The 26,459-nt window shown below is 65.4% G+C and carries 25 protein-coding genes; 12 read left to right on the top strand and 13 right to left on the bottom strand.

The features are described 5' to 3' along the window. Window positions 1-118: 118 nt before the first annotated feature. The 3 genes from GDN70_RS19315 to eno form a co-directional block, all read right to left on the bottom strand. Complete coding sequence (locus GDN70_RS19315) at window positions 119-1,117, bottom strand: MBL fold metallo-hydrolase (RefSeq protein ID WP_028141592.1); 999 nt, start codon at window positions 1,115-1,117, stop codon at window positions 119-121. A 112-nt stretch (window positions 1,118-1,229) separates the two neighbouring features. Then, window positions 1,230-2,363 (bottom strand): zinc-binding dehydrogenase, encoded by a 1,134-nt coding sequence (locus GDN70_RS19310; RefSeq protein ID WP_038971483.1) that lies wholly within the window; start codon window positions 2,361-2,363, stop codon window positions 1,230-1,232. Window positions 2,364-2,407: 44 nt separating this feature from the next. Further along, on the bottom strand, window positions 2,408-3,691 hold the full coding sequence (eno, locus tag GDN70_RS19305; protein WP_038949813.1) for a phosphopyruvate hydratase: 1,284 nt from the start codon (window positions 3,689-3,691) through the stop codon (window positions 2,408-2,410). A gap of 176 nt (window positions 3,692-3,867) precedes the next feature. On the opposite strand from eno, the gene GDN70_RS19300 reads away from it, so the two are divergent. Both GDN70_RS19300 and queF read left to right on the top strand, forming a co-directional pair. Further along, window positions 3,868-4,845, top strand: a complete 978-nt coding sequence (locus GDN70_RS19300) for a lyase (protein ID WP_028141589.1) — start codon at window positions 3,868-3,870, stop codon at window positions 4,843-4,845. Between the two features lie 154 nt (window positions 4,846-4,999). Then, window positions 5,000-5,452 carry a preQ(1) synthase gene (gene queF / locus GDN70_RS19295; RefSeq protein WP_038949812.1) on the top strand — a complete coding sequence of 151 codons (453 nt, stop codon included), beginning with the start codon at window positions 5,000-5,002 and terminating at the stop codon, window positions 5,450-5,452. A 67-nt stretch (window positions 5,453-5,519) separates the two neighbouring features. Here the strand turns inward: queF and GDN70_RS19290 are convergent, their stop codons facing one another. The 4 genes from GDN70_RS19290 to GDN70_RS19275 form a co-directional block, all read right to left on the bottom strand. Next, window positions 5,520-6,011, bottom strand: a complete 492-nt coding sequence (locus GDN70_RS19290) for a GNAT family N-acetyltransferase (RefSeq protein WP_038971482.1) — start codon at window positions 6,009-6,011, stop codon at window positions 5,520-5,522. 112 nt (window positions 6,012-6,123) lie between these two features. Then, window positions 6,124-7,332: an MFS transporter gene (locus GDN70_RS19285; protein WP_038971481.1), complete on the bottom strand. Its 1,209-nt coding sequence runs from the start codon at window positions 7,330-7,332 to the stop codon at window positions 6,124-6,126. Continuing rightward, on the bottom strand, window positions 7,332-8,180 hold the full coding sequence (gene kdsA / locus GDN70_RS19280) for a 3-deoxy-8-phosphooctulonate synthase (RefSeq protein ID WP_038971480.1): 849 nt from the start codon (window positions 8,178-8,180) through the stop codon (window positions 7,332-7,334). Before kdsA ends, GDN70_RS19285 begins: the two co-directional genes overlap by 1 nt. A 126-nt stretch (window positions 8,181-8,306) precedes the next feature. Continuing rightward, a complete protein-coding gene (locus tag GDN70_RS19275; RefSeq protein ID WP_028141584.1) occupies window positions 8,307-8,633 on the bottom strand; it encodes an NIPSNAP family protein in 327 nt (108 codons plus the stop codon). Between the two features lie 197 nt (window positions 8,634-8,830). On the opposite strand from GDN70_RS19275, the gene GDN70_RS19270 reads away from it, so the two are divergent. The 3 genes from GDN70_RS19270 to GDN70_RS19260 all read left to right on the top strand — a co-directional run bounded on the left by GDN70_RS19270 (window position 8,831) and on the right by GDN70_RS19260 (window position 11,647). Further along, the gene (locus tag GDN70_RS19270) at window positions 8,831-9,505 is read left to right on the top strand and encodes a response regulator transcription factor (protein WP_028141583.1); all 675 of its coding nucleotides are present in this window, start codon (window positions 8,831-8,833) and stop codon (window positions 9,503-9,505) included. Beyond that, entirely contained in the window at window positions 9,502-10,878 is a 1,377-nt protein-coding gene (locus GDN70_RS19265; RefSeq protein WP_038971479.1) for a HAMP domain-containing sensor histidine kinase, read from the top strand. The genes GDN70_RS19270 and GDN70_RS19265 overlap by 4 nt, the downstream gene beginning before the upstream one ends. 106 nt (window positions 10,879-10,984) lie before the next feature. Then, window positions 10,985-11,647 carry a class I SAM-dependent methyltransferase gene (locus GDN70_RS19260; RefSeq protein WP_038949807.1) on the top strand — a complete coding sequence of 221 codons (663 nt, stop codon included), beginning with the start codon at window positions 10,985-10,987 and terminating at the stop codon, window positions 11,645-11,647. A 4-nt stretch (window positions 11,648-11,651) separates the two neighbouring features. Here GDN70_RS19260 and GDN70_RS19255 read toward each other — a convergent pair whose 3' ends face one another. The 3 genes from GDN70_RS19255 to tpiA all read right to left on the bottom strand — a co-directional run bounded on the left by GDN70_RS19255 (window position 11,652) and on the right by tpiA (window position 14,733). Continuing rightward, complete coding sequence (locus GDN70_RS19255) at window positions 11,652-13,283, bottom strand: CTP synthase (protein WP_028141581.1); 1,632 nt, start codon at window positions 13,281-13,283, stop codon at window positions 11,652-11,654. A 166-nt stretch (window positions 13,284-13,449) separates the two neighbouring features. Beyond that, on the bottom strand, window positions 13,450-13,836 hold the full coding sequence (secG, locus tag GDN70_RS19250; protein ID WP_018320274.1) for a preprotein translocase subunit SecG: 387 nt from the start codon (window positions 13,834-13,836) through the stop codon (window positions 13,450-13,452). 141 nt (window positions 13,837-13,977) lie between these two features. Further along, window positions 13,978-14,733: a triose-phosphate isomerase gene (gene tpiA, locus GDN70_RS19245; RefSeq protein WP_028141580.1), complete on the bottom strand. Its 756-nt coding sequence runs from the start codon at window positions 14,731-14,733 to the stop codon at window positions 13,978-13,980. Window positions 14,734-14,956: 223 nt separating this feature from the next. On the opposite strand from tpiA, the gene GDN70_RS19240 reads away from it, so the two are divergent. Genes GDN70_RS19240 through moaC form a run of 4 tightly spaced genes read left to right on the top strand, consistent with a single transcriptional unit; the run spans window position 14,957 to window position 19,217 of the window. Continuing rightward, entirely contained in the window at window positions 14,957-16,858 is a 1,902-nt protein-coding gene (locus GDN70_RS19240) for a SurA N-terminal domain-containing protein (RefSeq protein ID WP_038971478.1), read from the top strand. A 14-nt stretch (window positions 16,859-16,872) separates the two neighbouring features. Beyond that, complete coding sequence (trpD, locus tag GDN70_RS19235; protein WP_152102902.1) at window positions 16,873-17,886, top strand: anthranilate phosphoribosyltransferase; 1,014 nt, start codon at window positions 16,873-16,875, stop codon at window positions 17,884-17,886. A gap of 7 nt (window positions 17,887-17,893) precedes the next feature. Then, complete coding sequence (gene trpC / locus GDN70_RS19230) at window positions 17,894-18,715, top strand: indole-3-glycerol phosphate synthase TrpC (protein ID WP_038971476.1); 822 nt, start codon at window positions 17,894-17,896, stop codon at window positions 18,713-18,715. Window position 18,716: 1 nt separating this feature from the next. Next, the gene (gene moaC / locus GDN70_RS19225) at window positions 18,717-19,217 is read left to right on the top strand and encodes a cyclic pyranopterin monophosphate synthase MoaC (protein ID WP_028141576.1); all 501 of its coding nucleotides are present in this window, start codon (window positions 18,717-18,719) and stop codon (window positions 19,215-19,217) included. Window positions 19,218-19,231: 14 nt separating this feature from the next. Here the strand turns inward: moaC and GDN70_RS19220 are convergent, their stop codons facing one another. Beyond that, window positions 19,232-19,825: a CGNR zinc finger domain-containing protein gene (locus GDN70_RS19220; RefSeq protein WP_028141575.1), complete on the bottom strand. Its 594-nt coding sequence runs from the start codon at window positions 19,823-19,825 to the stop codon at window positions 19,232-19,234. 138 nt (window positions 19,826-19,963) lie between these two features. Between GDN70_RS19220 and GDN70_RS19215 the strand changes: the two genes are divergently transcribed. Together GDN70_RS19215 and GDN70_RS19210 are read left to right on the top strand one after the other, a co-directional pair. Then, window positions 19,964-21,379 carry an amidase gene (locus GDN70_RS19215; protein ID WP_152102901.1) on the top strand — a complete coding sequence of 472 codons (1,416 nt, stop codon included), beginning with the start codon at window positions 19,964-19,966 and terminating at the stop codon, window positions 21,377-21,379. Then, window positions 21,376-22,632, top strand: a complete 1,257-nt coding sequence (locus tag GDN70_RS19210; RefSeq protein ID WP_038971474.1) for an MFS transporter — start codon at window positions 21,376-21,378, stop codon at window positions 22,630-22,632. Before GDN70_RS19215 ends, GDN70_RS19210 begins: the two co-directional genes overlap by 4 nt. On the opposite strand, the gene GDN70_RS19205 is transcribed toward GDN70_RS19210, so the two are convergent. Then, the gene (locus tag GDN70_RS19205; RefSeq protein WP_028141572.1) at window positions 22,613-22,777 is read right to left on the bottom strand and encodes a Flp family type IVb pilin; all 165 of its coding nucleotides are present in this window, start codon (window positions 22,775-22,777) and stop codon (window positions 22,613-22,615) included. The genes GDN70_RS19210 and GDN70_RS19205 overlap by 20 nt on opposite strands. Window positions 22,778-23,088: 311 nt before the next feature. Here GDN70_RS19205 and GDN70_RS19200 point away from each other — a divergent pair, with 311 nt between their 5' ends. Beyond that, complete coding sequence (locus GDN70_RS19200; protein ID WP_028141571.1) at window positions 23,089-25,821, top strand: EAL domain-containing protein; 2,733 nt, start codon at window positions 23,089-23,091, stop codon at window positions 25,819-25,821. On the opposite strand, the gene GDN70_RS19195 is transcribed toward GDN70_RS19200, so the two are convergent. Next, a complete protein-coding gene (locus GDN70_RS19195; RefSeq protein WP_028141570.1) occupies window positions 25,818-26,429 on the bottom strand; it encodes an RNA polymerase sigma factor in 612 nt (203 codons plus the stop codon). The two genes, GDN70_RS19200 and GDN70_RS19195, sit on opposite strands and share 4 nt — an antisense overlap. Between the last annotated feature and the right edge of the window lie 30 nt (window positions 26,430-26,459).

The raw sequence follows: 26,459 nt of genomic DNA, 5'->3' as shown, positions 1-26,459 counted from the left end.
CGGTCCCGGATGATGCTGCGCTCCATCAGGGCTACAATTCAGTGCTCGTGGATGCGATCCAAAACAATCGGGCCGCCAAGTGGCGGCCCGAACGTACGCGCAAAGCTGCAGGTCCCGATCAGATCGTCGGATTCCACGCCGACGGGATCAGGCGATATTTGGCGCCGTCCTTCTCGACATGGCCGACCGCCGGGAACGTGAAGTGGAAGCCGATGACGGTCGCCTTCTCCGCCGCCGCCATGTCGTAGAATTTGTGGCGGGTCTCCTGCGCCAGCGCGGCATCGTTGTCGAACATCACGTGCCAGTCGGGATTGCGCAGGAAGAATTCCGGGATGTTGGTGACGTCGGACTGGATCAGCACCTTGGCATCGCCGGACGCGACAGCGAACGAGGTGTGGCCCGGCGTGTGGCCCGGGGTTGCGATCGAGGTGATACCCGGCGCGACCTCCTTGCCCCACTCGTATTTGGTCACCTTGGATTCGAGGCCGGCGAAGGTCTTCTTCACGTTGGCGAAGTAATTCTTCATCATCGGATTGGACTCGGCCTTGGCGGCGTTGCCCTCGCTGGTCCAGAACTCCCAGTCCTTGCCCGGCACCATGATCTCCGCATTGGGGAATGCGAGCGCGCCGTCGGCGAGACGAATGCCATTGGTGTGATCGGGGTGCAGATGTGAGAGCAGCACCACGTCAATGTTCTTCGCCTCGACGCCGGCAGCCTGGAGATTTTGCAGGGTGCGGCCGACGGCGCCCTTGCTGGCTTCGAAATTCGCAATGCCGTTGCCGGTGTCGATCAAGACGAGCTTGGAGCCGGTGTTGATGAGCTGCGGGTTGAACGGCACCGTGACCATGCCCTTCGGCATGTAGGCCGCCTCGCCGGCGGCCAGCGCCTCGTCCTTCTGCAGGTTGGCGACGAACTTGTCCGGCATCGGGAAGGTGCGCGCACCGTCATTGATCGACGTGCACTCGAAAGCGCCGACCTTGTAGCGATAGAAGCCCGGCGCCTGCGTCCCGGCCTGCGGCACCGCGGCATTGACGGCGGCCGGTCGGAGGCCGGTTATTGCGGCCGCGCCGACGGCAGCGGCGCCAGCGAGCAAATGACGACGATTGAGATCGGTCATGGAGTCCCCTTCTGAGCCTTGCGGTTTTCCGCATTCAATGGCGGCGGAATAATCCCCCGCTTCGCTCAGAAGGCAAGACCTTCCTTCGATGACCTGCCGTCGCAGATCACGATTATTTATTTGGGTTGATGAGGAATTTTTCGCCAGTGGCACGTTTGGCGTACACGGCGATGTTGGCGGGATCAAGCACCTCGGTCAGCGACACCACCTTGGTGTAGTGACTGGCGAAGGTGGTCTTGAGCTCGGACGCGACGCGCTGGCGCAACCGTCCGATCTCGGCCGGGCCGATGTTCTGGAGGAACGGCGTCAGCAGCCAGCCACCGACGCCCCAGGTCAGTCCGAACGACCGGCTCAATTCGGTCGGACGGTTGTCCAGGCTGCCGTAAATGTAGATCTGCTTGTACACGTTGGAGCCGTAGCGGCTGTATTCCTTCGCCGTCTTGTTGGCGGCAACTTCCATGGCGGTCAGAATCTGGCTGGCCAGCTTGCCGCCGCCGATGGCATCGAAGGCGATCGTGGCGCCGGTCTCGACCAGCGCATTGGTGAGATCGTCTGTGAAGCTCGGCGCGCTGGAATCCACGACGTGCTTGGCGCCGATCTTGTGCAGGATATCGGCCTGCTCCTTGCTCCGGACGATGTTGACGAGGCCGATGCCGTCCTTGATGCAGATCTTGTTGAGCATCTGGCCGAGATTGGACGCAGCCGCCGTGTGCACGAGCGCCTTGTGGCCATCCCGCCGCATCGTCTCGGTCATGCCGAGCGCGGTCAGCGGATTGACGAACCAGGACGCGCCGTCGGCGGCCGTGGTGCCCGCCGGCAGCTCCATGACGTCGCGGACCTTCAGCACGCGGTACTGCGTGTACATCGCGCCGCCGATCATCGACACCGTCTTGCCGATCAGCGCCTTCGCGGCGTCCGACGATCCGGCCGCGATCACCGTGCCGGCGCCCTCGTTGCCGACCGGCAGCGACTGATCGAGCCGGGCTCCCATCATCCGCATCGCAGCCTCCGGCATTGTCGCGGTGATGACCGGAATCTCCTTCGTGCCGGACGCCTTGGCGGCGGACATGTCGGCGGGCCCGATCAGGAGGCCGAGATCGGACGGGTTGATCGGCGTGGCCTCGACGCGAACCACGACCTCATCGTCGGCCGGCTCCGGCGTCGGGACATTCACGAGCGACAATTCCAGCTCGCCGCTCTTCTTCAGCAGCGAACGCAGTTGCAGTCCGGTCTTGCCGTCGCTCATGTCGATCTTCCCCTGTCCGTCTTTTCTCGAGTCGAAGCGCTGGCTTATGCCAGCGCCTTCAGTGCCGCCTTGCCGCCGTACAGCGCCTGCTTGCCGAGCTGCTGCTCGATGCGCAGGAGCTGATTGTATTTGGCGGTGCGGTCGGAACGTGCAAGGGAGCCGGTCTTGATCTGACCGCAATTGGTGGCGACCGCGAGGTCGGCGATGGTGGAATCCTCGGTTTCGCCGGAGCGGTGCGACATGACCGAGGTGTAGCCGGCCTTGTGGGCCATCTCGACGGCGGCGAGTGTCTCGGTCAGGGTGCCGATCTGGTTGACCTTGATCAGGATCGAGTTGGCACGGCCGGTCTTGATGCCGTCGGCGAGGCGCTTGACGTTGGTGACGAAGAGGTCGTCGCCGACGAGCTGGCACTTTTTGCCGATGAGATCGGTGAGCTCCTTCCAGCCGTCCATGTCGTCTTCCGACATGCCGTCCTCGATGGTCACGATGGGATAACGGCCGACAAGGTCCGCAAGGTACTTGGCCTGCTCCGAGATCGAGCGGGTCTTGCCCTCGCCTTCATAGACGTACTTGCCCCCCTTGAAGAACTCGGTCGAGGCGCAGTCGAGCCCGAGCACGATGTCGCTGCCCGCCTTGAATCCGGCCTTACCGATCGCGTTCATCACGAATTCCAGCGCGGCGTCGGCCGACGGCAGGTTCGGGGCGAAGCCGCCCTCGTCGCCGACATTGGTGTTGTGGCCGGCCTTCTTCAGCTCCGACTTCAGGGTGTGGAAGACTTCAGCGCCATAGCGCAGGCCTTCAGCGAAGGAGGACGCGCCGACCGGCAGGATCATGAACTCCTGGAAGTCGATCGGGTTGTCGGCGTGCACGCCGCCATTGATGATGTTCATCATCGGCACCGGCAACAAGCGCGCCGAGGTGCCGCCGACATACCGATAGAGCGGCATGTCGAGCGAATTCGCGGCCGCCTTGGCGCAGGCGAGCGAGACGCCAAGGATGGCGTTGGCCCCGAGCCGGCTCTTGTTCGGCGTGCCGTCAAGGTCGATCATGATCTGGTCGATCTGGGCCTGTTGCTCGGCATCGAGACCACTGAGGGCCTCGAAGATCTCGCCGTTGACGGCACCGACCGCCTTGGAGACGCCCTTGCCGAGATAGCGAGCCTTGTCGCCGTCACGCAGCTCCACCGCCTCATGGGCACCGGTGGAGGCGCCCGACGGCACCGCGGCCCGGCCGAGCGCGCCATCCTCCAGAACGACATCGACCTCGACGGTGGGATTGCCCCGGCTATCGAGGATTTCGCGGCCGATGATGTCAATGATGGCGGTCATGATGTGCACTTCCGTTCGTTGGAGCTGATCGGTTCGCCGCGGGTCTTACACGGGCCGCAAGCAAATGTGAACGCTTGAGGGTGGCACTTCGACTGACGCGTGAAGTCGCCAGGATTAAGGTCGCGGGCATCGGGTCTGTGCGTGCATCCTCAATCCCAAGCAGTCGGGGTAACGCCATGAATCGCCGCCAGTTTCTTGCTTCCAGCACCGCCCTGTTCGTGGTTCGCCCAAGTTTTGCCCAAGAGGGCCCGTTCCGGACAAAATACTTCCCGATCAGTGCCGGTATCGGCCTGCACGATCTCACGCCCGCCCCTGACGGTTCGGTCTGGTTCACGGCGCAGGGCAAGGGCTTGCTCGGCAGGCTCGATCCCCGGGATGGCAGTTTCAAGACCGTCGGCCTCGGTCAGGGCGCCGCTCCGCATGGCGTGACCATCGGCCCCGATGGCGCGCCCTGGATCACCGAGGGCGGCCAGAACGCGATCGCACGGGTCGATCCCGGCGATCTCAAGGTCACGCTGTTCCGCCTGCCGGAAAAGTTCGCCTCGGCCAATCTCAACACTGGCGTGTTCGACAAGGAAGGCACTTACTGGTTCACCGGCCAGTCCGGCTATTACGGTCGGCTCGCGCCGAAGTCCGGCGACATGAATGTGTTCAGGGCGCCCAAGGGCGTCGGCCCCTATGGCATCACCGTGACGCCCAAGGGCGAGGTCTGGTACGCCTCGCTTGCCGGCAGCTATATCGCCAGGATCGATCTGGCGACCGGCCATGCCAGCGTTGTCGAGCCGCCAACGCCAAGCCAGGGATCGCGGCGCGTCTGGTCGGATTCGAAGAGCCGGATCTGGGTCAGCGAGTGGAACAGCGGCCATGTCTCGGTCCACGATCCCGCCGATGGGTCGTGGAAGAGCTGGAAGCTGCCGGGCGAACGTCCCCGCGCCTACGCCGTCTTCGTCGACGACAAGGACAAGGTCTGGCTGACCGATTTCTCCGCCAACGCGATTGTCCGCTTCGATCCCGCCACCGAGCGGTTCAACGTGTTCGCGAGCGACAAGGCCAACGCCAATGTGCGCCAGCTCGACGGCCGACCGGGCGAACTCTGGGGCTGCGAGTCCGGCAACGATCGCATCGTGCTGATCCAGACAATTGCCGCCGGTTGACGGCAGCGGCATTTGCGTCCATCCCGGCATCCTCTGGAGCGCGATCTTGTCGCGCTCCGATTTCTGTTGAGCATGATCTTTCGGAAAACCGGTGCCCACTTTGCGCTAACGCGGCCCTTCGGGTCCGGATCATGCTCCAAAGGATGTGACGACGATGGCGAAGAAATCCCTCCAGCTCGGCCGCGCGGTCGAGTGGCCGCACACACCGGAAGATGCCCAGCTCGACCGCGTGCCCAATCCGCAAAAGGGCACCGACTATCTGGTGCGCTTCACCGTGCCGGAATTCACCTCGCTCTGCCCGGTCACGGGCCAGCCGGATTTCGCGCATCTGATGATCGACTACGCGCCGGGTGCGTGGCTGCTGGAATCGAAATCTCTCAAACTCTACATCGCGAGCTTCCGCAATCACGGCGCATTCCACGAGGACTGCACCGTGATGATCGGCAAGCGCATTGCCAGCGAGATCAAGCCGAAATGGCTGCGGATCGGCGGCTACTGGTATCCGCGCGGCGGCATCCCGATCGACGTGTTCTGGCAGACCGGCCGCGTGCCCAAGGGCCTGTGGGTGCCCGAGCAAGGCGTTGCGCCGTATCGCGGGCGGGGTTAGCGGCCAACCGGTCGCATTTTCCGCGGCTTTGGAACGCGACAAAGCCGCGCTGGCAACCATGCTCGTCCTACAAACTGGCGGCGAGATAGCGCACGGTCTTCGCGCCGTTTTCGATGGTTGCCCTTCCAACCTCGACAAAGCCCAGGGCTGCATGGAATCTGTCGGAGACAGGGTTGGGCGGATCGAGGTTCACCTCGCAAACGACGCGGGTATGGTCGAGCTCCCCCGCGCGCTCCAGCAGATGGGCGTAGAGCAAGCGTCCGATACCGTGGCGCCGGTACGCCTCGGCAACGATAACCCGGTCGACATAGAGAAATCTGTCGAACCGACCGCGAAACCAAAGAAAGTGTCCGCCGTCGTAGTCGTCGGATTGTTCGAACGCCAGCAGAAGCGCTGCGCCGGGTTGAACGAACAGCGCCAGCCGCGCCGATCCGATCAATCGGTCGAACCGCTCCGGCGTGAGCAACGAAGTCTCGCGCGCGCTCGCATTGTTCAGGTGGAGCAGCGCGTCCCTTTTCGGCTCGCGGTGAAGGTCTTCGATCTCAAATTGCGTTGACATGGCGCAGGACACACAGGTGATGATCTGGACAATAGACCAGGCGCCTCTCGCCCGACAGCCCATCGCGGCAGGGGCGACAGATGGCTGCCGGGTTAGTCCCACGCCACAGCTCTCAAACGCGCGCATCCGCCGGCGCACGTTGCTTGAGCAGCCGAGCGCAGACGAAGCCCAGCACGACCATGATCGCGGCGCTCGCGAACAGGGTCGGCATCTTGCCGGCATGCTGGAGCCCGAAGCCATAGGCGAGCGGCCCGACCGTCTGTCCCATGAAGAAGAAGAACGAATGCAGCGACAGCGCGGTGGCGCGCGCCTCGACCGAGAGCTCACTGGCGAACACCTGGAGACAGCCATGGGCGATGTAGAAGCCCCAGCCCATGACGATGAGATTGAGCGCCTGGACCTCCCAGCGCGGCCCGAAGGCCACGGCGACGAGTTGTGAGGCGACCAGCGTCATGCCCGCGATCATCATGCCCTTCATGCCCAGCCAGGGCAGCAGGCGCGACACCGTCAGCGTGTAGAACAAACCGCCGACCGCAAAGCCCGCGATGACCATGCCGGCGATCGACAGCGAGGTCTGCCCCAGTTCGAACAGGAACGAAGCGATGTAGGGAAACAGGCCGAGCACGCAGCAGCCTTCGATGAACACCGCCGAATAGCAGACATAGGCGTTCGGATTGGTGAAGATGGTGCGATAGCCGGCCTTTAGCGCCGACAGGCTCGTCTTCGGCGGGTGCTTGACCTTGGCGCCGCGAAAGCCGGCAGCGACCGCGATAGACGCCACGATCACGAGCGCGCCGAGCACCGCGAGCACGCCGCGCCAGCCGAGAAGGTCGCCGATCAGCCCGGAGGCCGAGGCACCGAGCAGATTGCCGGTCATTGCGCCGGCAAGCGTGCGGCTGATCGCGACCTGGCGTTTCTCGGGCCCGACGAGATCGCTGGTCAGGCTCAGCGCCACCGGAAACACGCCGCCGGAACCGATGCCGGCGAGGATGCGGGTCGCAAACAGAACCGAGAACGAGGACGAGAGCGCGCCGAGGATGTTGGCAAGGCCGAGCAGCGCGAGGCAGCCGATCATCAGCCGCGTCTTGCCGAACAGATCGGCGGCAGCGCCGACAATGGGTTGGATGATCGAGAAGGTGAAGGCGAACACCGCGGCAAAGCCTGCGGCGGTGGCAATGCTGACGCCAAAATCCTCGGCGACGTGCGGCAACACCGGGTCGAGTGCGCGCGCCGAAAGCGCCGCGGCGAAGCTAGCTCCTGATATGACGTAGAGCGCTGTCGGCAGGCCGTGATCGTGCGACCGCGCCTCGCCTTGCTGCATCAGCGCAGGTTCTTTGCCAGCGCGTCGAACGCCTTCAGCCTGGCGATCAGCCCCTCGAACTCGCGCAGCGGCACCATGTTGGGCCCATCGGACGGCGCGCGATCGGGATCGGGATGGGTCTCGATGAAGACACCGGCGACGCCGACCGCCACGGCGGCGCGTGCGAGCACCGGCACGAATTCGCGCTCGCCGCCCGACGAGGTCCCCTTCCCGCCCGGCTGCTGCACCGAATGGGTGGCGTCGAAGATGACAGGCGCGCCGGTGGTCCGCGCCATGATCGGCAGCGCACGCATGTCGGAGACCAGCGTGTTGTAGCCGAAGGACGCCCCGCGCTCGGTGACGAGCACGTTGGGATTATCAGCGCTGGTAATCTTCGTGACGACATTCGCCATGTCCCAGGGCGCCAGGAACTGCCCCTTCTTGACGTTGACGACCTTGCCGGTTGCGGCGGCAGCCAGCAGCAGATCGGTCTGCCGGCACAGGAAGGCGGGGATCTGCAGGATGTCCACGGCCTGCGCCACCTCGGCGCATTGCGCGGCATCGTGCACGTCGGTCAGGACAGGCAGGCCGAGCGAGGAGCGGATTTCGGCGAAGATCGGCAGCGACTGCGCGAGGCCCAGCCCGCGCGCCGCCGACGCGCTGGTGCGGTTGGCCTTGTCGAACGAGGTCTTGTAGACGAGGCCGATGTTCAGCCGCGCCGCGATCTCCTTCAGCGCGGAAGCCACCTCCAGCGCATGCTGGCGGCTTTCGAGCTGGCATGGTCCTGCAATGATCGAGATCGGCAGATCATTGCCGAACTTGACCGTGCCAATGGTGACGACCGGCGCCGCTGAATGCGAAGAGCTCAAGGCAAATCCCTCGTTTCGGCGCGACCATAGCCGCCATGAGGGTCGGATCAACCCTATTCGGCCAGGGCCGGTCGAATATCAGGGTTGCGCCGGGGTCCCCGGCGCCGCCCTTGCATCGGCAGGTTCCTACTTCACCGCCGAGAAGGCAGTCGGCGTCAGGAGCTGGCTGACGATATTGCCGACGATCTGGCCGTCCGCTTCGCTCTCGGCGCGTGCTTTCATCCAATCCGGATCGGTCATGAACGCGCCCCACTTCTTCTCGCGCTCGGCGAGTGAGTCCCAGGCCAGGAAATAGGTCAGCTCCTGATTGGAGTCACCGATCAGCGTCGTGAAGAATCCGGCCTGCTTGATGCCGTGCTTCTCCCAGATCTTCAGCGTCGCGGTCTCGAATCGCTTGAGCAGCGCCGGCAGACGGCCCGGCACGCAACGATAGATGCGCATTTCGTAGATCATTCTTGTTTCTCCCTGACCAAGTTCGGCGGTTATAACGACTGGCCCTGACGGTGTCTTGAGCCCCGCCCGACCGCCCCTGTCGCGTTCCGCGCATGGCTGGGGCCCGCTCAAGGCCACTCTGTCGCGGCCGGTTCCCGCAATGCTGCCGCAATGGTACGGCCGCTAGAATGGCACGGGTGAGGTTGAGGTGCCGGATCATGCGGATTTTGCTCGTCGAGGACGAGGCCGAAATGGCCGACGCGCTGGCGTCGGCGCTGAAGCGCTACGACATGGTGGTGGACCATGCCCCAACGCTCGCCGAGGCGGAGGAGGCCATTTCTGCCGACGTCCACGCCGCCGTCCTGCTCGATCGCCAGCTTCCCGATGGCGACGGTCTCGCCTTGATCCCGAAGCTGAGGGCCCGCGCCGACGGGGTGCCGATCATCGTGTTGACGGCGCGCGGCGAGGTCGCCGACCGCGTCGCCGGGCTCGATCGCGGCGCCGACGACTATCTGGCCAAACCGTTTGCCGTCGAGGAGCTGCTGGCGCGGCTGCGCGCGGTGCTGCGGCGGCCGGCCGGCCTCTCCCCTGATGTGATCCGCGCCGGCCGCCTCGCCTTCGACCTCAGTCACCGCGAGGCCAGCATCGACGGTGTGCCGCTCGAACTGCCGCGCCGGGAGCTGCTGGTGCTCGAGGCCCTGGTCCGGCGCATGGGCCGGACCGTGCTGCGCTCGGCGCTCGAAGAGGCGGTCTACAATTTCGACGACGAGATCCAGTCGAACGCGCTCGACACGCACGTGTCGCGGCTCCGACGAAAGCTCGCGGAAGCCGATGCGGGCATCGAGATCCACGGAATCCGTGGCGTCGGCTATCTTCTCAAGAAGCTGATATGAGCAAGCACGACGATCCCTATTGCCTGCGCTCGCGGCTGAGCTGGCGCCTGCTCTCGCTTCAGGCCGCGATCCTGGTCGCGCTGGTTGCGGTCGTCCTCGCCGGGCTCTGTGCCTCCGGCTTCGTGCTGGCCGAGCGCGACGAGGACCGCGTCATCGACGTCGTCCAGCACGCGCTCACACGCGAGGCGCAAGGCGGATTGGCCTTGCAGCCGACCGCAGAGCTGAAGCAGTTGCGCAGTGAAACACCTGACCTCTGGTTTCTGGTGCGCGACCGGCAAGGCCACTCGCTCAGCGAAGGCACCGTGCCGGCCGAATTCGCTGCGATCGGCAACGGCCTCGACCAGATCAGCCAGGCGCGGCTCGGCTGGCAGATGTTCGAGGACAATCCGCACAAGCCGGCGGCACGGCTGAAGCGGGTCGACACCGATGCGGGCAACGTGCAGGTCATCACGGCGACACAAGGACGTCTGACCGGCGCCAGGGCGCTGTACATGACATCACTTGCGTTCCTCGGCATCGCCCTGCCCGGCCTGCTGCTGATGGGAACGGCGACGTTCATCGCCACGCCGATGATCGTGCGGCGCGCGTTCAGGGGGCTCGATAGCGCGGCGGACGAGGCGCGGCGCATCGACATCCATCAGCGCGGCGCGCGGCTGCCGGTGGAGCGCATCCCGCTGGAGGTCATGCCGCTCGTGAGCGCGATCAACGACGCGCTGGCGCGGCTCGACCAGGGTTATGCCCGCCACAAACGCTTCGTCGCCGATGCCGCGCACGAGCTTCGTACGCCGATCGCGATCCTGAACACCCGGCTGGAGTCACTGGCCCCTGGGCCGGACAAGACCCGTCTGCTGGAGGATTCCGCGCGGCTGGCGACGCTCGCCGAACAATTGCTCGATATCCAGCGGATCGACCGCTGCGGCCATCCCTTCACGCGCGTCAATCTCGTCACCGTTGCGCAAAGCGTCGGCGCCGATCTCGCGCCGCTGGCGATTGCCGCCGGCTACGAGCTGGCCCTCGACGCGCCGGCGACACCGATCGAGACCATCGGCGATGCGGCGGCGCTGGAGCGCGCGCTGACCAATCTCGTGCAGAATGCAATCCAGCACGGCCCGCGCCGCGGCACGATCGGGATTCGCGTCAGCAGGCCTGCGAGCATCGAGGTCGCGGACGAAGGCGCCGGCATTCCCGCCGGTCAGCGCGAGCAGATCTTCGAGCCGTTCTACCGGCTGACGCCGCTCGATCGCGGTGCCGGCCTCGGCCTCAACATGGTGCGCGAGATCGTGCAGCTGCATGGCGGCCACGTTTCGGTCGCGGACGGACCGGAGGGCGGCGCCTGTTTCCGGATGACGCTGCCGGAAATGCGGCAGAGCTGATTCAATTCGCATTCGCACGGGTCAGCGCAATGCTGTCGCAATGCGCTCCCGCGACACTGCATGCGTCGCACCTCATTGAGGTGCAAAGCAAGATTCGGGAGTGCGCATGCCCAACGATTTTCTTTCCTTCTTCCTGTCCTGGATGTCGTCCCCGCGTCGGGTTGGCGCGGTCGCACCGTCGGGTGCGGCGCTCGCCGATCTCATCACGCGCGAGATCAGCGCAACGACGGGTCCGATCCTCGAGCTCGGTCCCGGCACCGGCGCGTTCACCTACAAGCTGCTCAAGCGCGGCGTCCGTCCGCAGGACCTCACGCTGATCGAATACGGCTCCGACTTCATGAAGCTCCTGCAGATGCGCTTTCCCGGGGCGCGCGTGCTGTGGATGGACGCAGGCCGGCTTGCGACCGAGCGCCTCTATGATGGCGCTCCCGTCGGCGCCGTCGTGAGCGGCCTGCCGCTGCTCAACATGTCAACGCGCAAGGTCGTCTCGATCATCGGTGGCGCTTTCAGCTATGTCCGCCCTGGCGGCGCCTTCTACCAGTTCACCTACGGCATGAGCTGCCCGGTGCCGCGGCCCGTGCTCGATCGGCTCGGCCTGCGCGCCAAGCTCGTCGATCGCGCCTTGCTGAACGTGCCACCTGCCGCCGTCTACAGGCTGACGCGGCGGCCGCAGATGAAGATCGTCGCGGGATCGGTTGCGCCTGAATCATCCGCACGGGCCGCGCTGGAGCCGATGCAGCGCGCGCGCGACTACTCCGCCGCGCGCTGAGCCGTCAGACCAGCCGGCTCTGCACCATCGCCGCCTGAATGAACGAGGCGAACAGCGGATGCGGCTCGAACGGCCGCGACTTCAGCTCGGGGTGGAACTGGACGCCGATGAACCAGGGATGGTCCTCGTACTCGACGATCTCAGGCAGCACGCCGTCGGGCGACAGGCCTGAGAATTTCAAACCGTGCTGCTCGAGGCGGGCCTTGTAGGCGGTGTTGACCTCGTAGCGATGGCGGTGGCGCTCGGAAATCTCGGTCGCGCCGCCATAGACCTGCGAGACGCGGCTGCCGCGGTTGAGCGCAGCGGGATAAGCGCCGAGCCGCATGGTGCCGCCGAGATCGCCGGCCTGCGAGCGCTTCTCGAGCTCGTTGCCGCGCAGCCACTCCGTCATCAGGCCGACCAGCGGCTCCTTGGTCGGGCCGAACTCGGTGGAATTGGCGTCCTCGATGCCGACGAGATTTCGTGCGGCCTCGATCACCGCCATCTGCATGCCGAAGCAGATGCCGAAATACGGCACGTCGCGTTCGCGCGCGAACTGCGCCGCGCGGATCTTGCCTTCCGCACCGCGCTGACCGAATCCGCCGGGCACCAGGATGCCGTTGACGTGCTCGAGGAACGGCGCGGGATCTTCCTTCTCGAAGATCTCGCTCTCGATCCAGTCGAGGTTGACCTTGACCTTGTTGGCGATACCGCCATGCGAGAGCGCCTCGATCAGCGACTTATACGCATCCTTCATGCCGGTATATTTGCCGACGATGGCGATGGTCACGTCGCCCTCGGGATTGCGGATGCGTTCGTTGATCTGGTGCCAGCTCTTGAGCACCGGCGGGATGCGCGCTTCGATACCGAAGGCGGCAAGCACTTCGTCGTCGAGGCCTGCCGCGTGATAGGCTTCGGGCACGGCGTAGATGCTGTCGGCGTCGCGCGCCTCGATCACGGCGCTTTCGCGCACGTTACAGAACAGCCCCAGCTTGCGCCGCTCTTCCTTCGGGATCTCGCGGTCGGTGCGGCAGAGCAGGATGTCCGGCTGAATGCCGATCGAGCGCAGCTCCTTCACGGAGTGCTGCGTCGGCTTGGTCTTCAACTCACCGGCGCTCGGAATGTAAGGCAGGAGCGTGAGGTGAATGTAGATGGCGTGATCGCGCGGCAATTCGTTCTTGAGCTGGCGGATCGCCTCGAAGAACGGCAGGCCCTCGATGTCGCCGACGGTGCCGCCGATCTCGACCAGCACGAAGTCGTAATCGTCGTTGCCGGAGAGGACGAATTCCTTGATGGCGTTGGTGACGTGCGGAACCACCTGGATGGTCGCGCCGAGATAATCGCCGCGGCGCTCCTTGGAGATGATGTCCTGGTAGATGCGTCCCGTGGTGATGTTGTCCTGCTTGGTCGCAGGTCGGCCGGTGAAGCGCTCGTAGTGACCGAGATCGAGATCGGTCTCCGCGCCGTCATCGGTCACGAACACTTCGCCGTGCTGATACGGCGACATCGTTCCGGGATCGAGGTTGAGATAGGGGTCGAGCTTGCGGAGGCGGACCTTGTAGCCCCGGGCTTGCAACAGCGCACCGAGTGCCGCTGAAGCCAGACCCTTGCCGAGCGAAGAAACCACGCCGCCGGTGATGAATATGTACCGCGCCATGGGACTTAACCTCTAATCCCTCGAATTCGATTCGCCAAAGCGATTCGTATTCCGCCCCAAAGATTCTGCGGGCCTGTGGGTGAGCCAAAACTAAGAGTGGTGACAGTGCCTTGATGGGGATTGTTGATGCAGGACGGTAGCCACCGCCCTGCATGGCCCCCCTGCTTTATTGCGAACGAGGCACCTGCGGGCCGCTCGGAGCCGGCGCCTGCTGCTGCTCGTCGGCCTTCTTCAGCGAATCCAGGATGCCGCCCGAGGTCGGCGGCGCGATCGGCGATCCGCCGGCCGGCTGGCCCTGCGACGCCGGCGTGCCGATGATCGACGACGGCGCGCGGCTGTAGCCCGCATGCCAGGACAGGAACATGCTGGTGAGGAAGAAGCCAGCGGCGAGGATCGCTGTGGTCCGCGTCAAGAGGTTCGCGGTGCCGCGGCTCGACATGAAGCCTGCGCCGCCGCCCATGCCGAGGCCGCCGCCTTCCGACTTCTGCAGCAGGACAGCGCCGATCATGACGGCGACGATCATGAGATGGATGACGATGACAACGGTCTGCATAGTATCCTTCCGTCACAAGCGGGCGGCGCCTGACGGCGGCCGATCGCGCTTCGCGGGTTTTCCTGAAGTTGCGCGGTGTTACACGATCAGAGGGGGCATTGCCACCCCCGATCAGGTCCGGATCAGCCGCTTTGAGGTTAGCTAGGGGCAGCCCTTGGCGATCGCAAGGAAATCAGCCGCCTTCAGGCTGGCGCCGCCGACCAGGGCGCCGTTGACGTTCTTGACCGCCATCAGCTCGGCCGCATTCGAGGGCTTGACCGAGCCGCCATAGAGGATGCGCATCTTCGCCCCGTCGGTTTTGAACCGGGAGGTCAGGACCTCCCGGATAAACCCATGAATCTGCTCGACATCCTTGGCTGTGGGGGTGAGCCCGGTGCCGATCGCCCAGACCGGCTCATAGGCCACGATGAGATTCGCGGCCGTCGAGCCCTCAGGCAGCGAGCCGGCGAGTTGCCCGCGCAGGATGTCCAGGGTCTGGCCGGCGTCGCGCTGGGCCTGAGTCTCGCCGATGCAGACAATCGCCGTCGCACCGGCGCGCCAGACGGCCTCGGCCTTCTGCCGGATCAGGGCATCGCCCTCGCCGTGGTCGGCGCGGCGCTCGGAATGGCCAACGATGATGGCCGTTGCCCCGGCATCAGCCAGCATTTCGGCGGCGATATCGCCGGTATGGGCACCGGAGGCCTTGGGGTGGCAATCCTGGGCGCCGACCCCGACTTTCTTGCCGCGCGCCTTGTCGGCGAAGGTGGCAATCAGGGTCGCAGGCGGGCAGACCAGCAGATCGGCCTTGCCGCTCACCCCGGCCGCACCGTCGAGCATGGCGTCGAACTCGGCAGCCTGGGCCTTCAGGCCGTTCATTTTCCAATTGCCGGCGATCAGGGGGCGGATGGCGTCGGTCATGTCAATTTCCAGCAAAATGAGGTTTGTGCATGCGCTAGCAGAGGACCTGCTGCAGTTCCAGAGACCAGAGGCTTTTAACCGCAGCCGCAAACGGTCGCCGGACCCGAGGTTGCGGGGGGAAAGCCACCACTTTATGATGATTGATCAATTTGGTGACGCGCTTTTGCTGAATCTGCATTAAGACGCGCTCCCGTTCCCCTCCTGCTCAAACAAGTTGGACCAAATGCTTCGAGGAATGCGCAAGGCCTCATCAAACTGGCTCGGCAAGACCATTATGGCCGTGGTGATGGGCGTGTTGATCGTCAGTTTCGGCATTTGGGGCATCGCCGACATCTTCAAGGGCTTCGGGCAGTCCACGGTGGCCAAGATCGGCAGCACCGAGATTTCGTTGAACGAGTTCCGCCAGATCTACACGGACCGCCTGCAACAGATCAGCCGCCAGTTCGGCCGTCCGCTGACGCCCGACCAGGCGCGTGCCTTCGGCCTCGACCGCCAGGTGCTGCAGCAGACGATCGCCGAAGCCGCCCTCGACGAAGAGGCGCGCCGGCTCGGGCTCGGCCAGTCCGACGACCAGATCCGCCAGGTCATCATGAACGACCCCAACTTCAAGGGCGTCGGCGGCAGCTTCGATGCGAACCGGTTCCAGGCCGTGATCCGCAATTTCGGCTATACCGAGCAGCGCTACGTCGCCGAGCAGCGCAAGGTGTCGCTGCGCCGGCAGATTACCGGCACGATCGGCGCCGGCCTCGAGCCGCCGAAGGCCATGATCGACGTGCTGACGCGCTTCCAGAACGAGCAGCGCGCCATCGAATTCGTCAGGCTCGACGCCGCCCAGGCCGGCCAGATCGACGCGCCCTCGCCCGAGACGCTCGCCGCCTATTTCGAGGATCATAAGGTCCAGTTCCGCGCGCCCGAATACCGCAAGATCTCCTTCGTCGTGGTCTCACCGGAAGACATCGGGAAGTGGAGCGAGGTCTCCGACGAGGACGCCAAGAAGGTGTTCGAGCAGCGCAAGGACCGGCTCGGCACGCCGGAGAAGCGCCAGATCCAGCAGATCGTGTTTCCCAACGTGACCGACGCGCAGGCCGCACGCGAGCGCCTCGTCGGCGGAATGTCGTTCGAGGATCTCGGCAAGGAGCGCGGGCTGAGCGCCTCCGACGTCGACCTCGGCCTCGTGACCAAGTCTTCGCTCGCTGCCGCCGTCGGCGATGCCGCCTTCGCGCTTCCCGCCGGCGAGATCAGCCAGCCGATCCAGGGCGGGCTTGGCGTCGCGATCGTCAGGGTCGACAAGATCGAGCCGGGCAAAGAGGCGGACTACGCCAGCCTTGCCGGCGACATCAAGCGCGAGATCGCCACCGAGCGCGCGCGCGTCAAGGTCGCCGATCTCCGCGACAAGATGGAAGACGAGCGCGGCGGCGGCGCCAGCGTGATCGACGCGGCGCAGAAGCTCGGCCTCACCGCCGTGACCATCGACGCGGTCGACCGCTCCGGCCGCGCCCCCAATGGCCAGCCGGTCGCCAACATTCCGCAGGGCCTCGACGTGGTGTCGCAAGCCTTCAACACCGATGTCGGCGTCGACAACGACTCGATTTCGTTCAAGGGCGGCTATGTCTGGTACGACGTGCTCGCCATCACGCCGTCGCGCGACCGCAATCTGGACGAGGTCCGCGACCAGGTCGAGGCGCGCTGGCGCCAGGACCAGATCGCCACCAAGCTCAAGGCCAAGGCGACCGAGATGGTGCAGAAGCTCGAAGCAGGCGGCAAGCTTGCCGATGAAGCCGCAGCGATCGGCGCCAAGGTCGAGACAGCAACCGGCTTCAAGCGCGACGATACGCCCGCCAGCGTGCCCGCAGCCGTCGTGGCGGCTGCCTTCCGCACCGCCAAGGACGGCGTCGGACAGACGCCGGTGACCGGCGGCACCGAGGTGATCGTCTTCCGCGTCACCGACATCGTCGAACCCGCGGTCGACGCCGCCTCCGACGCGGTCAAGAAGCTGAAGGAAAGCCTCGACCGTGCCCAGACCGAGGAGCAGGTCGCTTCCTACGTCAACAAGCTTGAAACCGACATCGGGACCACCATTAATCAGGCCGCCTTCGCGCAGGTGACCGGCGCGAACCAGCAGTAAGTTGAAAGCACGCGATGGACGACCTGAAATCGATCATTGGAAAAGTGGCGACCGGCGCCAGCCTGTCGCGTGAGGAAGCGGCTTCCGCCTTCGACGCCATGATGTCGGGCGAGGCCACGCCCTCGCAGATGGGTGGCCTGTTGATGGCGCTGCGGGTGCGCGGCGAAACCGTGGACGAGATCACCGGCGCCGTTACGGCGATGCGTTCCAAGATGCTGAGCGTGACGGCACCGCCTGAAGCCGTCGACATCGTCGGCACCGGCGGCGACGGCTCCGGCTCGGTCAATGTCTCGACCTGCGCCTCCTTCATCGTCTCGGGCGCCGGCGTGCCAGTGGCCAAGCACGGCAACCGCGCGCTGTCGTCGCGCTCGGGCGCCGCCGACGTGCTGGCCTCGCTCGGGGTGAAAATCGACCTCAGGCCCGATCAGGTCGGCCACTGCATGCGCGAATGCGGCATCGGCTTCATGTTCGCTCCCGCCCATCACCCGGCCATGAAGAACGTCGGCCCGACCCGGGTCGAGCTTGCGACACGCACGATCTTCAATCTGCTCGGCCCCCTGTCCAACCCGGCCGGCGTGAAGCGGCAGATGGTCGGCGTGTTTTCGCGGCAATGGGTGCAGCCGCTGGCGCAGGTGCTGAAGAACCTCGGCTCCGAATCCGCCTGGGTGGTGCACGGCTCCGATGGTCTCGACGAGATCACCCTCACCGGCCCGACCTTCGTCTCCGCGCTCCACAATGGCGAAATCCGCAATTTCGAGGTGACGCCGGAGGACGCGGGCCTGCCGCGCTGCGAGGCCGGCGCGCTCAAAGGCGGTGATGCCGACGCCAATGCAATCGCCCTGCAGAGCGTGCTCGACGGCAAGCCGAGCGCCTACCGCGACGTCGCACTGATGAACGCCGCCGCCGCGCTGGTCGTGGCCGGCCGCGCCAAGGACCTCAAGGAGGGCGTCGCGATCGGCATGAAATCGATCGACAGTGGTGCCGCCAACGCGAAGCTGAAGCACCTGATCGCGATCTCGAACGGCTGAGCCTGACATGTCGGACATCCTGACCAAGATCGAAGCCTACAAGCGCGAAGAGATCGCCGCCGCCAAGCGCGCGCAGCCGCTGTCGGCGGTCGAGGTGAAGGCCAAGGCGCAAGCCGCACCGCGCGGCTTCGTGCGCGCGATCAAGGCCAAGCACGCCAATGGCGACTACGCGCTGATCGCGGAGGTGAAAAAGGCCTCGCCGTCGAAGGGGCTGATCCGCGCCGATTTCGATCCGCCCCAGCTCGCCAAGGCCTATGAGGCCGGCGGCGCGGCCTGCCTGTCGGTGCTGACCGACACGCCCTCGTTCCAGGGCCATCTCGACTTCATGGTGGCGGCGCGTGCAGCGACGGCACTGCCGGTGCTGCGCAAGGATTTCATGTTCGACACCTATCAGGTGACTGAGGCGCGCGCGCACGGCGCCGATTGCATCCTGATCATCATGGCCGCGCTCGATGATGCCACGGCAAAAGACATCGAGGACGCCGCGCTCGCCTACGGCATGGATGTGCTGATCGAGATCCACGACCGCGCCGAGCTCGACCGCGCGCTCAAGCTCCGCTCGCCCATGATCGGGGTCAACAACCGCAATCTTCGCACCTTCGAGACCACGCTCGCGACCAGCGAAACACTGGCGCCGCTGATCCCTGGGGATCGGCTGATGGTCGGCGAAAGCGGCATCTTCACGCCCGCCGATCTCGCCCGGCTCGAGCGCATCGGCATGTCGACCTTCCTGGTCGGCGAGAGCCTGATGCGGCAGGCCGACGTCACCGCCGCGACGCGCACGCTGCTCGCGCGCGAGACGACGGCGCGCGCGACGGGCACGCGCTGATATGGCGCGTAATCCGGCCAAGAAGGCCGTCCCGGCCCTCACCCATATCGGCGCCTCCGGCGAGGCGCGCATGGTCGACGTGTCGGACAAGCCGGCGACCGAGCGGCTTGCGGTCGCGGAAGGCCGGGTCGTCATGACCAAGGCGACGCTCGATCTGATCGTGTCCGGCAATGCCAAGAAGGGCGACGTGCTCGGCACCGCCCGCATCGCCGGCATCATGGCCGCCAAACGAACCTCGGAGCTGATTCCGCTCTGCCATCCGCTGGCACTGTCGAAGGTGACGCTCGACATCGAGCCCGACGCAAAACTGCCGGGCTGCCTCGTCCGCGCCAGCGTCAAGGTAACGGGTCCGACCGGCGTCGAGATGGAGGCCCTCACGGCCGTCTCGGTCGCCTGCCTCACCATCTACGACATGATCAAGGCGGTGGAGCGCGGCGTGCGCATCGAGGGCATCCATCTGGTCGAGAAGCTCGGCGGCAAGTCCGGCCACTACCGCGCCTGACTGCGCAATCCGCTCTATTTCGCCTCGCGCTGCCGCTCGCGATAAGCGCGCGTCTTCATCCGGTTGCCGCATAGCGTCGACATGCACCACCGCCGCGTCGATGGCTTCGACCGGTCGAAAAACACCCGGCGGCATTCCTCCGACGCGCACATCTTCAGCCGGTCCAGCGTTCCCACGAGGGTTGCGTCATGAAGCTCGATCGCGATGGCCGACAGGCCGGCGAGCGCATCCTCGCGCGCTGCTGACAGCGTCGCGCCACGGCCTGCGTGCGCCTCCACCCGCAACGGAAACGGCGCCAGCGCGTCATTGAGCGTGCCGAGAACGCTCTTGTTCCGGAGCCGCTCGCTCGGCTCACACTGCAGATAGGCACGCAAGGCCTCGCGCATCCTCAGCGCAGTCTCGAACATTGCGGGCGTGACATGGCCGCCCTTGGCGCCAAGGCCGCGTTCCCGCATCCAGTCCGCCAGGTCCTTCGGGCCGCCAAGCGCATCGCTCTCCGGGTGCTCCACGCCGAAATGCGTGAAGTGGCGAACATCGAGCGTGTTGGCGAAATCGTAGAGGTTCGCCAACGCGTCCGGAACCTGGAATTTGCGCGACTCTTTCGACATCGGAACTCCAAAGATTTTGAACACCAGTAAAACAGATTTACCGGTTGACAGCAATCAACACCTGTATCTTATCTATACTGGTGTCGAACGATCCTTCGGGGTCGAGCGCCTCCAATCATCGGAATGGAGAATCGAGCCGTGGCCGACGCCCTGCACTATCTCGAACTCACCGCGCTCGCGGCACGCCTCAAGGCGCGCGAAATCTCGGCGCTGGAGGTGACGCGCGCGCAACTTGACCGGATCGATTCCATCGACTGCGATCTCGACAGCTACGTTCACGTGATGGCGGAAACGGCCATGGCCGAGGCGGAAACCGCGGACGCCGACATCGCGCAGGGCCGGTATCGGGGGCCCCTGCATGGCGTGCCGATTGCGCTCAAGGACCTGTTCTGGACCGAGGGCATTCCGACGGCGGCAGGCACCACGCTTCATCGCGACTTTCGTCCCAGTGAAGACGCAACCGTCGTGCGCCGGCTCAAGAGCGCGGGCGCCGTGATCCTCGGCAAGGCGCAACTCACCGAGGGCGCCTATGCCGATCACCATCCGCTGGTGAAACCGCCGAAGAATCCGTGGAATGCAAGCTACTGGCCGGGCATCTCGTCCAGCGGCTCGGCGGTCGCAACGGCTGCCGGACTTTGCTTCGGCTCGCTCGGCTCCGACACCGGCGGTTCGATCCGCTGGCCCTGCGCCGCCAACGGCCTGACCGGAGTGAAACCGAGCTGGGGCCGCGTCAGCCGCCACGGCACCTTCGAGCTTGCCGCGACGCTCGACCATGTCGGACCGATCGGCCGTAGCGCCGCCGACGCCGGCGCACTGCTCGGCGTCATCGCCGGACACGATCCGAACGACCCGACGTCGCTGGTCGATCCGGTCCCCGACTATCTGGCCGCCGCCGCACAGGACGTGCGGGGCTTGCGGATCGGCGTCGATCCCGCCTGGAACAGCGACGACGTGGACGTTGCGACCCAGCGCATGCTGGCGGATACCATCGATGCTTTCCGCGCGCTTGGCGCCGACACCGTCAATGTCCGATTTCCCGACGTCACGCAGGCGATCGCCGACTGGACGCCGAACTGTGCGGTGGAAGCTGCGGTCGCTCATGAGGCGACCTATCCCGCCCGCAAGGATGAGTATGGTCCGATCCTCGCCTCCGTGCTCGAGACCGGCCGCGCTCTCTCTGCTCTCGACTATCAGAAGATCCTGCTGCGACGGCTGGCGCTACGCGGCCGGGTGACTGCGCTGTTCGAGACCATCGACCTGCTGCTGATCCCGGTGCACCCGTTCCCGCCAGTGACGCTTGCCATGATCCAGACGCTCGGCGAACAGCCGGATCTGATCGCGAAGCTGCAGCGCTACACCTGCCCGTTCGACATGACCGGTCATCCCACCATCACGCTGCCAGGTGGTGCGTCCGCGGACGGACTGCCGATCGCGTTCCAACTCGTCGCCGCCCATCTGGACGAGGCCACGCTCGTGCGCGCCGGCGCGGCCTTCCAGCGGGTCACGTCCTGGCATCGTCGCCATCCTTCCCTCACCTCGCGGAGGCAGCATTGACCACTCGATCCACGCTCGCTCAGCGAAACATTTTCCATGGCTGGTTCGTCGTCGCGGCGGCATTTGCCGTCATGTTCGTCGGCTTCGGCTCCGCCTACACGTTCAGCGCATTCCTCGAGCCGCTTCAGCGCGATTTCGGCGCCTCGCGCGGTTCGATCTCGCTGGTGTTCTCGATCGCGGGCTTTCTGTACTTCGCGCTCGGCCTCGTCAGCGGTCCACTCGCCGACCGGTTTGGCTCGCGTCCGCTGGCCGTCGCCGGCATGATCCTGGTCGCGGTCGGACTTGCGGCCGCGAGCGCTGCCCGGTCCGTCGTCGAGGTCTATCTCGCCTACGGGCTCGGCGTCGGTCTCGGCGTCGGCTGCGCCTATGTCCCAGCCATCGGCGCGGTGCAACGCTGGTTCGTCAGACGCCGCGGCTTTGCCTCCGGGCTCGCGGTGAGCGGCATCGGGCTCGGTACGCTGGCGATGCCGCCGCTCGCCTCATTGCTGATCGCCTCGGTGGGCTGGCGCGGCGCTTATCTGGTGCTGGGCGCGATTGCGCTGGTGCTGGGCGGCGGGATGTCCTTGCTCATCGAGAACGATCCGAAGCACCGCGGGCTCGGACCCGACGGTGATCCGCCTCGCGATGCCGCGGGCGCCAACAACGCCGGCGGCGCATCCGTGCGCGAGGCCATCCGGTCGACGCGGTTTGTCGCTCTCTACCTATCGTGCCTGGTCTGCTCGTTCGGAGCCTTCGTCCCGTTCGTCCACCTCGCGCCCTATGCCCGCGACCGCGGGGTCGCGGCATCCTCCGCTGTGCTGCTGCTCGGCGTGATCGGGGCCGGCAGCACCGCAGGCCGCTTCTTTCTCGGCGCACTCGCCGACCGGATGGGCCGCGACCGCGCGCTGATCATGGTCCTGACCGGAATGGCGCTCGCGATGGCGATCTGGGCCATTGCCGCTGATGTCTGGACCCTCGCCGCTTTTGCCTTCATCTACGGCGTGTTCTACGGCGGCTGGGTCGCGGTGCTGCCCTCTGTGGTCATGGACTATTTTGGCGGACGCAATGTCGGCGGAATCATCGGCATTCTCTATACCAGCGTGGCGTTCGGCACGCTGATTGGCCCGAGTGCGGCCGGCTTCGCCTACGACGTCAACCACAGCTACACGATGCCGATCCTGATCAGTGCCGCCGCGAACATCGTCGCGGCGCTGATCGTGGTGGCGATACTGGCGCACAGCGGCACCCACGCGATCAGCGCAGCGACGCGCTGATCGCGGTGAATTTGCTGTTGAGCTTGGCGCCCATGCCGTTCACGACGGTGATGATGGCCAGCGCGATGCCGGCCGCGATCAGGCCGTACTCGATCGCGGTTGCCCCACGCTCGTCGGCAAGGAAGTTCTTCAGGTTGTTTTTCATCGTTGCGTCCTCTCTGTGTCGTCAGCGGGCATCTCGCAAATCACGTGCCAATGCCGAGGCGAGGATCCTCAACACGTTAGATGGTTAGGCCTTGGTTGATTGTGGGATAGCCGGCAGGAACTGACCGGCACCCTCGAACGCCTTCGGCAATTCCTGCCCGCTGTAATCGCGGACCTCGGTTGCATTTGCGCGCGGCCGTTCACACAGCGTTAACCGCGCTTCCTAACTTCGCCTCCACACCGTTCCCGTAAACCAACGGGTGTCTTCGGGGCCAAGAATTGATCCTGACGTGTGCACGGCAATGATCCAGCATGATGACGAGATTCGGCAGTCGCCTCTTTGACCACGCCTTCGTGCGCAGCGGACCGATCCGCTGGCTGGTGGTGGGCGGCGCCCTGCTGATCGCCGCCATCGCCATTGGCTCGGTCCTGATGGCGCAGAATTTCCGCGAGCGGGCGCTGCGCAACTCCAGCCGCGAGCTGGAAAACACCGTGCTGCTGCTCGCCCATCATTTCGATCAGCAATTGCAGGATTTCGCGGTCATCCAGAAGGACTTCGTCGATCACGTCCGCACGACCGGAATCAGGACCGTGGAGGACTATCGCAAGCGCCTCGCCGGCGAGGACGTCCACCGGATGTTGCGCTCGAAGATCGAGGCGCTGCCCTACATCGGCGGCGTCAACATCATCGATGCCGAAGGCAATCTGATCAATTCATCGACGGCATGGCCGGCTCCGAAAGTGAACGTTGCCGACCGCGCCTATTTTCGCACCTTCAAATACGATCCCTATTCGCCGGATGTCCTCATCGAGCCGTTGCACAGCCGCATCTCCGGCGCCTGGACCGTCCTGATCGTGCGCAGGATCGTCGGGCCGAACGGCGAGTTCCTGGGTGTCGTCGGGCGCGGCATCGAGCCCGCCAATTTCGAGAAGTTCTTCGCCTCCGTCGTGCTCGGCGAAGGCGCGACGATCTCGATGCTGCATCGGGACGGCACGCTGCTCGCCCGCTATCCCCATTCCAGCGAATTGATGGGGCGGAATTTCAAGAACGGGACGTCCGCGCAGCAGAGAGTCTTCGGCCTCGATCACTTCGCCGGACGATTCATGAGCCCCGTCGACGGCGAAGACAGGCTGATCTCCTCGCGCGCCCTGCCCCACTTCCCGATCCTGATGATGGCCACCACGACGCGCGCCTCCGCCTTGACGGACTGGCGCGAGCAGATCGGCATCCTGATCTCGGTGGCAGCCTCTTCCGCACTCGCCATCGCGGGCGTGCTCATCGCGGTCGTGCGCAAGCTTCTGGAGCAGCACCGCCTCTCGCGGGAACGGCTGACGCTGGAAAAGCAGCGGCTCGATCGCGCCGTCAACAACATGACGCAGGGCCTCTTGCTGTTCGACGCCGAGCAGCGGCTGGTAGTCTGCAATCAGCGCTATCTCGAAATGTACGGATTGTCGGCCGAGATCGTGAAGCCCGGCTCGAGCTTCCACGACATCATCGCCCATCGCAAGGCGACCGGCTCGTTCACGGGCGACATCGACGACTATGTCGTGCGCGTGCTGAAGGGCGTCCATACGCGCAATTCCATGGTAGTCGACACCTCCGACGGCCGCTCGATCCACATCCTCAACGAGCCGCTCACGGACGGCGGCTGGGTGGCGACCCATGAGGACATCACCGAGCGCCGCCGGATCGAGGAGCGCATCACCCACCTAGCCCATTACGACGCGCTGACCGACCTGCCGAACCGCACCATGTTCCACGAGCATCTGCGCGAAGAGCTGGCCGCAGTCGGCAGCGACGAACAGATCGCGGTGCATTACATCGACATCGACGAGTTCAAGGGCGTCAACGATGCGCTCGGCCATCTCGTCGGCGACGAGCTGTTGAAATCGATTGCCGCAAGCCTGCGCCGTTGTGCCGGCCCGGCGGATTTCGTGGCGCGACTCGGCGGCGACGAGTTCGCCATCGTCCAGAGCGCGGTGACGTCGCTCGACCAGGTCAACGAGCTCGTCGCGCGGGTCTTCGCGGCCATCCGCGCGCCGTTCGACTGCATGGGCCATCATCTCACCACCGACGCCAGCATCGGCATTGCGCTTGCGCCGGAACACGGCACGGCGCTCGACCAGGTCCTCAAGAACGCGGACATGGCGATGTACGCCGCCAAGTCCGCCGGACGCCGCACCTATCGCTTCTTCGAGCCGGAGATGGACGCCAAAATCCGCGAGCGCCGGCAGCTCGAGAGCGACCTGCGCCACGCCATCGCCCAAGGGCGGCGCGATGGCGGCCTCGAGGTCTATTACCAGCCCTGCCTCAGCCTGAAGGATGATCGCATCACGGGCTGCGAGGCATTGGTGCGCTGGCGTCATCCCGCGCGCGGCATGGTCTCGCCGGCGGAGTTCATCCCGATCGCCGAAGATACCGGCCTGATCAACGAGATCGGCGAATGGGTGCTGGCGACCGCCTGCCGGGACGCTGCGAACTGGCCCGACGACATCCGCCTCGCCGTCAACGTCTCGCCGGTGCAGTTCAAGAGCGGCACGCTGGCGCTGAAGATCATGGCGGCGCTCGCTGCTTCCAACCTGCCGGCGAGCCGGCTCGAGCTCGAGATTACAGAGGCGGTGCTGATCCGCGACGACGACACGGCGCTGGCGATCCTGCACCAGCTCCGCGCCATCGGCGTGCGCATCGCGCTCGACGATTTCGGCACCGGCTACTCGTCGCTGAGCTATTTGCACCGCTTCCCGTTCGACAAGATCAAGATCGACCGCTGCTTCGTCGACGACATCGGCGGCCCCGACGGCTCGGCCAGCATCGTCCAGGCCGTCGTCAACCTGGCGGCCGCGCGCCGCATGACCACCACGGCCGAGGGCGTCGAGACCGAGGAGCAACAGCGTCTGCTCCGCGCGCTCGGCTGCTCCGAGATGCAGGGCTATCTGTTCAGCGCCGCGAAGCCCGCCGACAAGGTGCTGGAGCTGTTCGCGCTGCATCGCAGCCGGCTCGCCCAGCGCGGCGGCGCGAAAGCCCGTCGCCGCGAGGCGAGCTAGGTCGGACCTCGGTTGTCGGCACAGCGGCATTCCCAGAAGCTTTCCTCGAGACATACAACGCATGTCTGCTCGAGACGCTCTTTCAGGGCGTGTCGCGCGCGATGAAGGCGAACGGTCAGGTTGTTGACGGTCACGCCCAGATCGGCCGCGACGAGCTCCCGCGACTCACCACCGAGGTCCACCCTTCTGATCACTTCGGCATGCTCCGGCTTCAGCAGGGATAGATGGGTATGAAGGCACTCGCAGACCGCGGCATTCGCCGCGGCCTCCGGATCGGCTGCGAGACGCTCGTTGAGCTCATGCGGGAACGGCATCTCCCGCGTTCTGCTCTTTGATATCTGACGGTGAAAATCGGCGATGGTGGTCGCCAGGACCCTGCTCAACCAGCCTCGGACCGAATCCGCGTCGCGAATGTCGCCGGACCGCTCCAGCGCGCGCAGCATGAACGCCTGGAGCACCTCCTCCGCTTCCGCCTTCCCGCCAAAGCGTCGCTGCAGATAGCTGCGGAGGCGATCGTAACTGCCGACGAGGGCGGCACGAACGACGGCGTCCTGCGCATCCGGGGAGCCGACTGTCCGCACTGGCAGACTCTCGTTCGGCGATTTCATGACGCATCGTCCTTGCGTGACATTCGGTAG

The sequence above is a fragment of the Bradyrhizobium sp. TM102 genome, from assembly GCF_009176685.1.
Lineage (GTDB): Bacteria > Pseudomonadota > Alphaproteobacteria > Rhizobiales > Xanthobacteraceae > Bradyrhizobium > Bradyrhizobium ottawaense.
The sequence above is the reverse complement of the archived record's forward strand: the minus strand, read 5'-3'. Positions and strand labels throughout refer to the sequence as shown.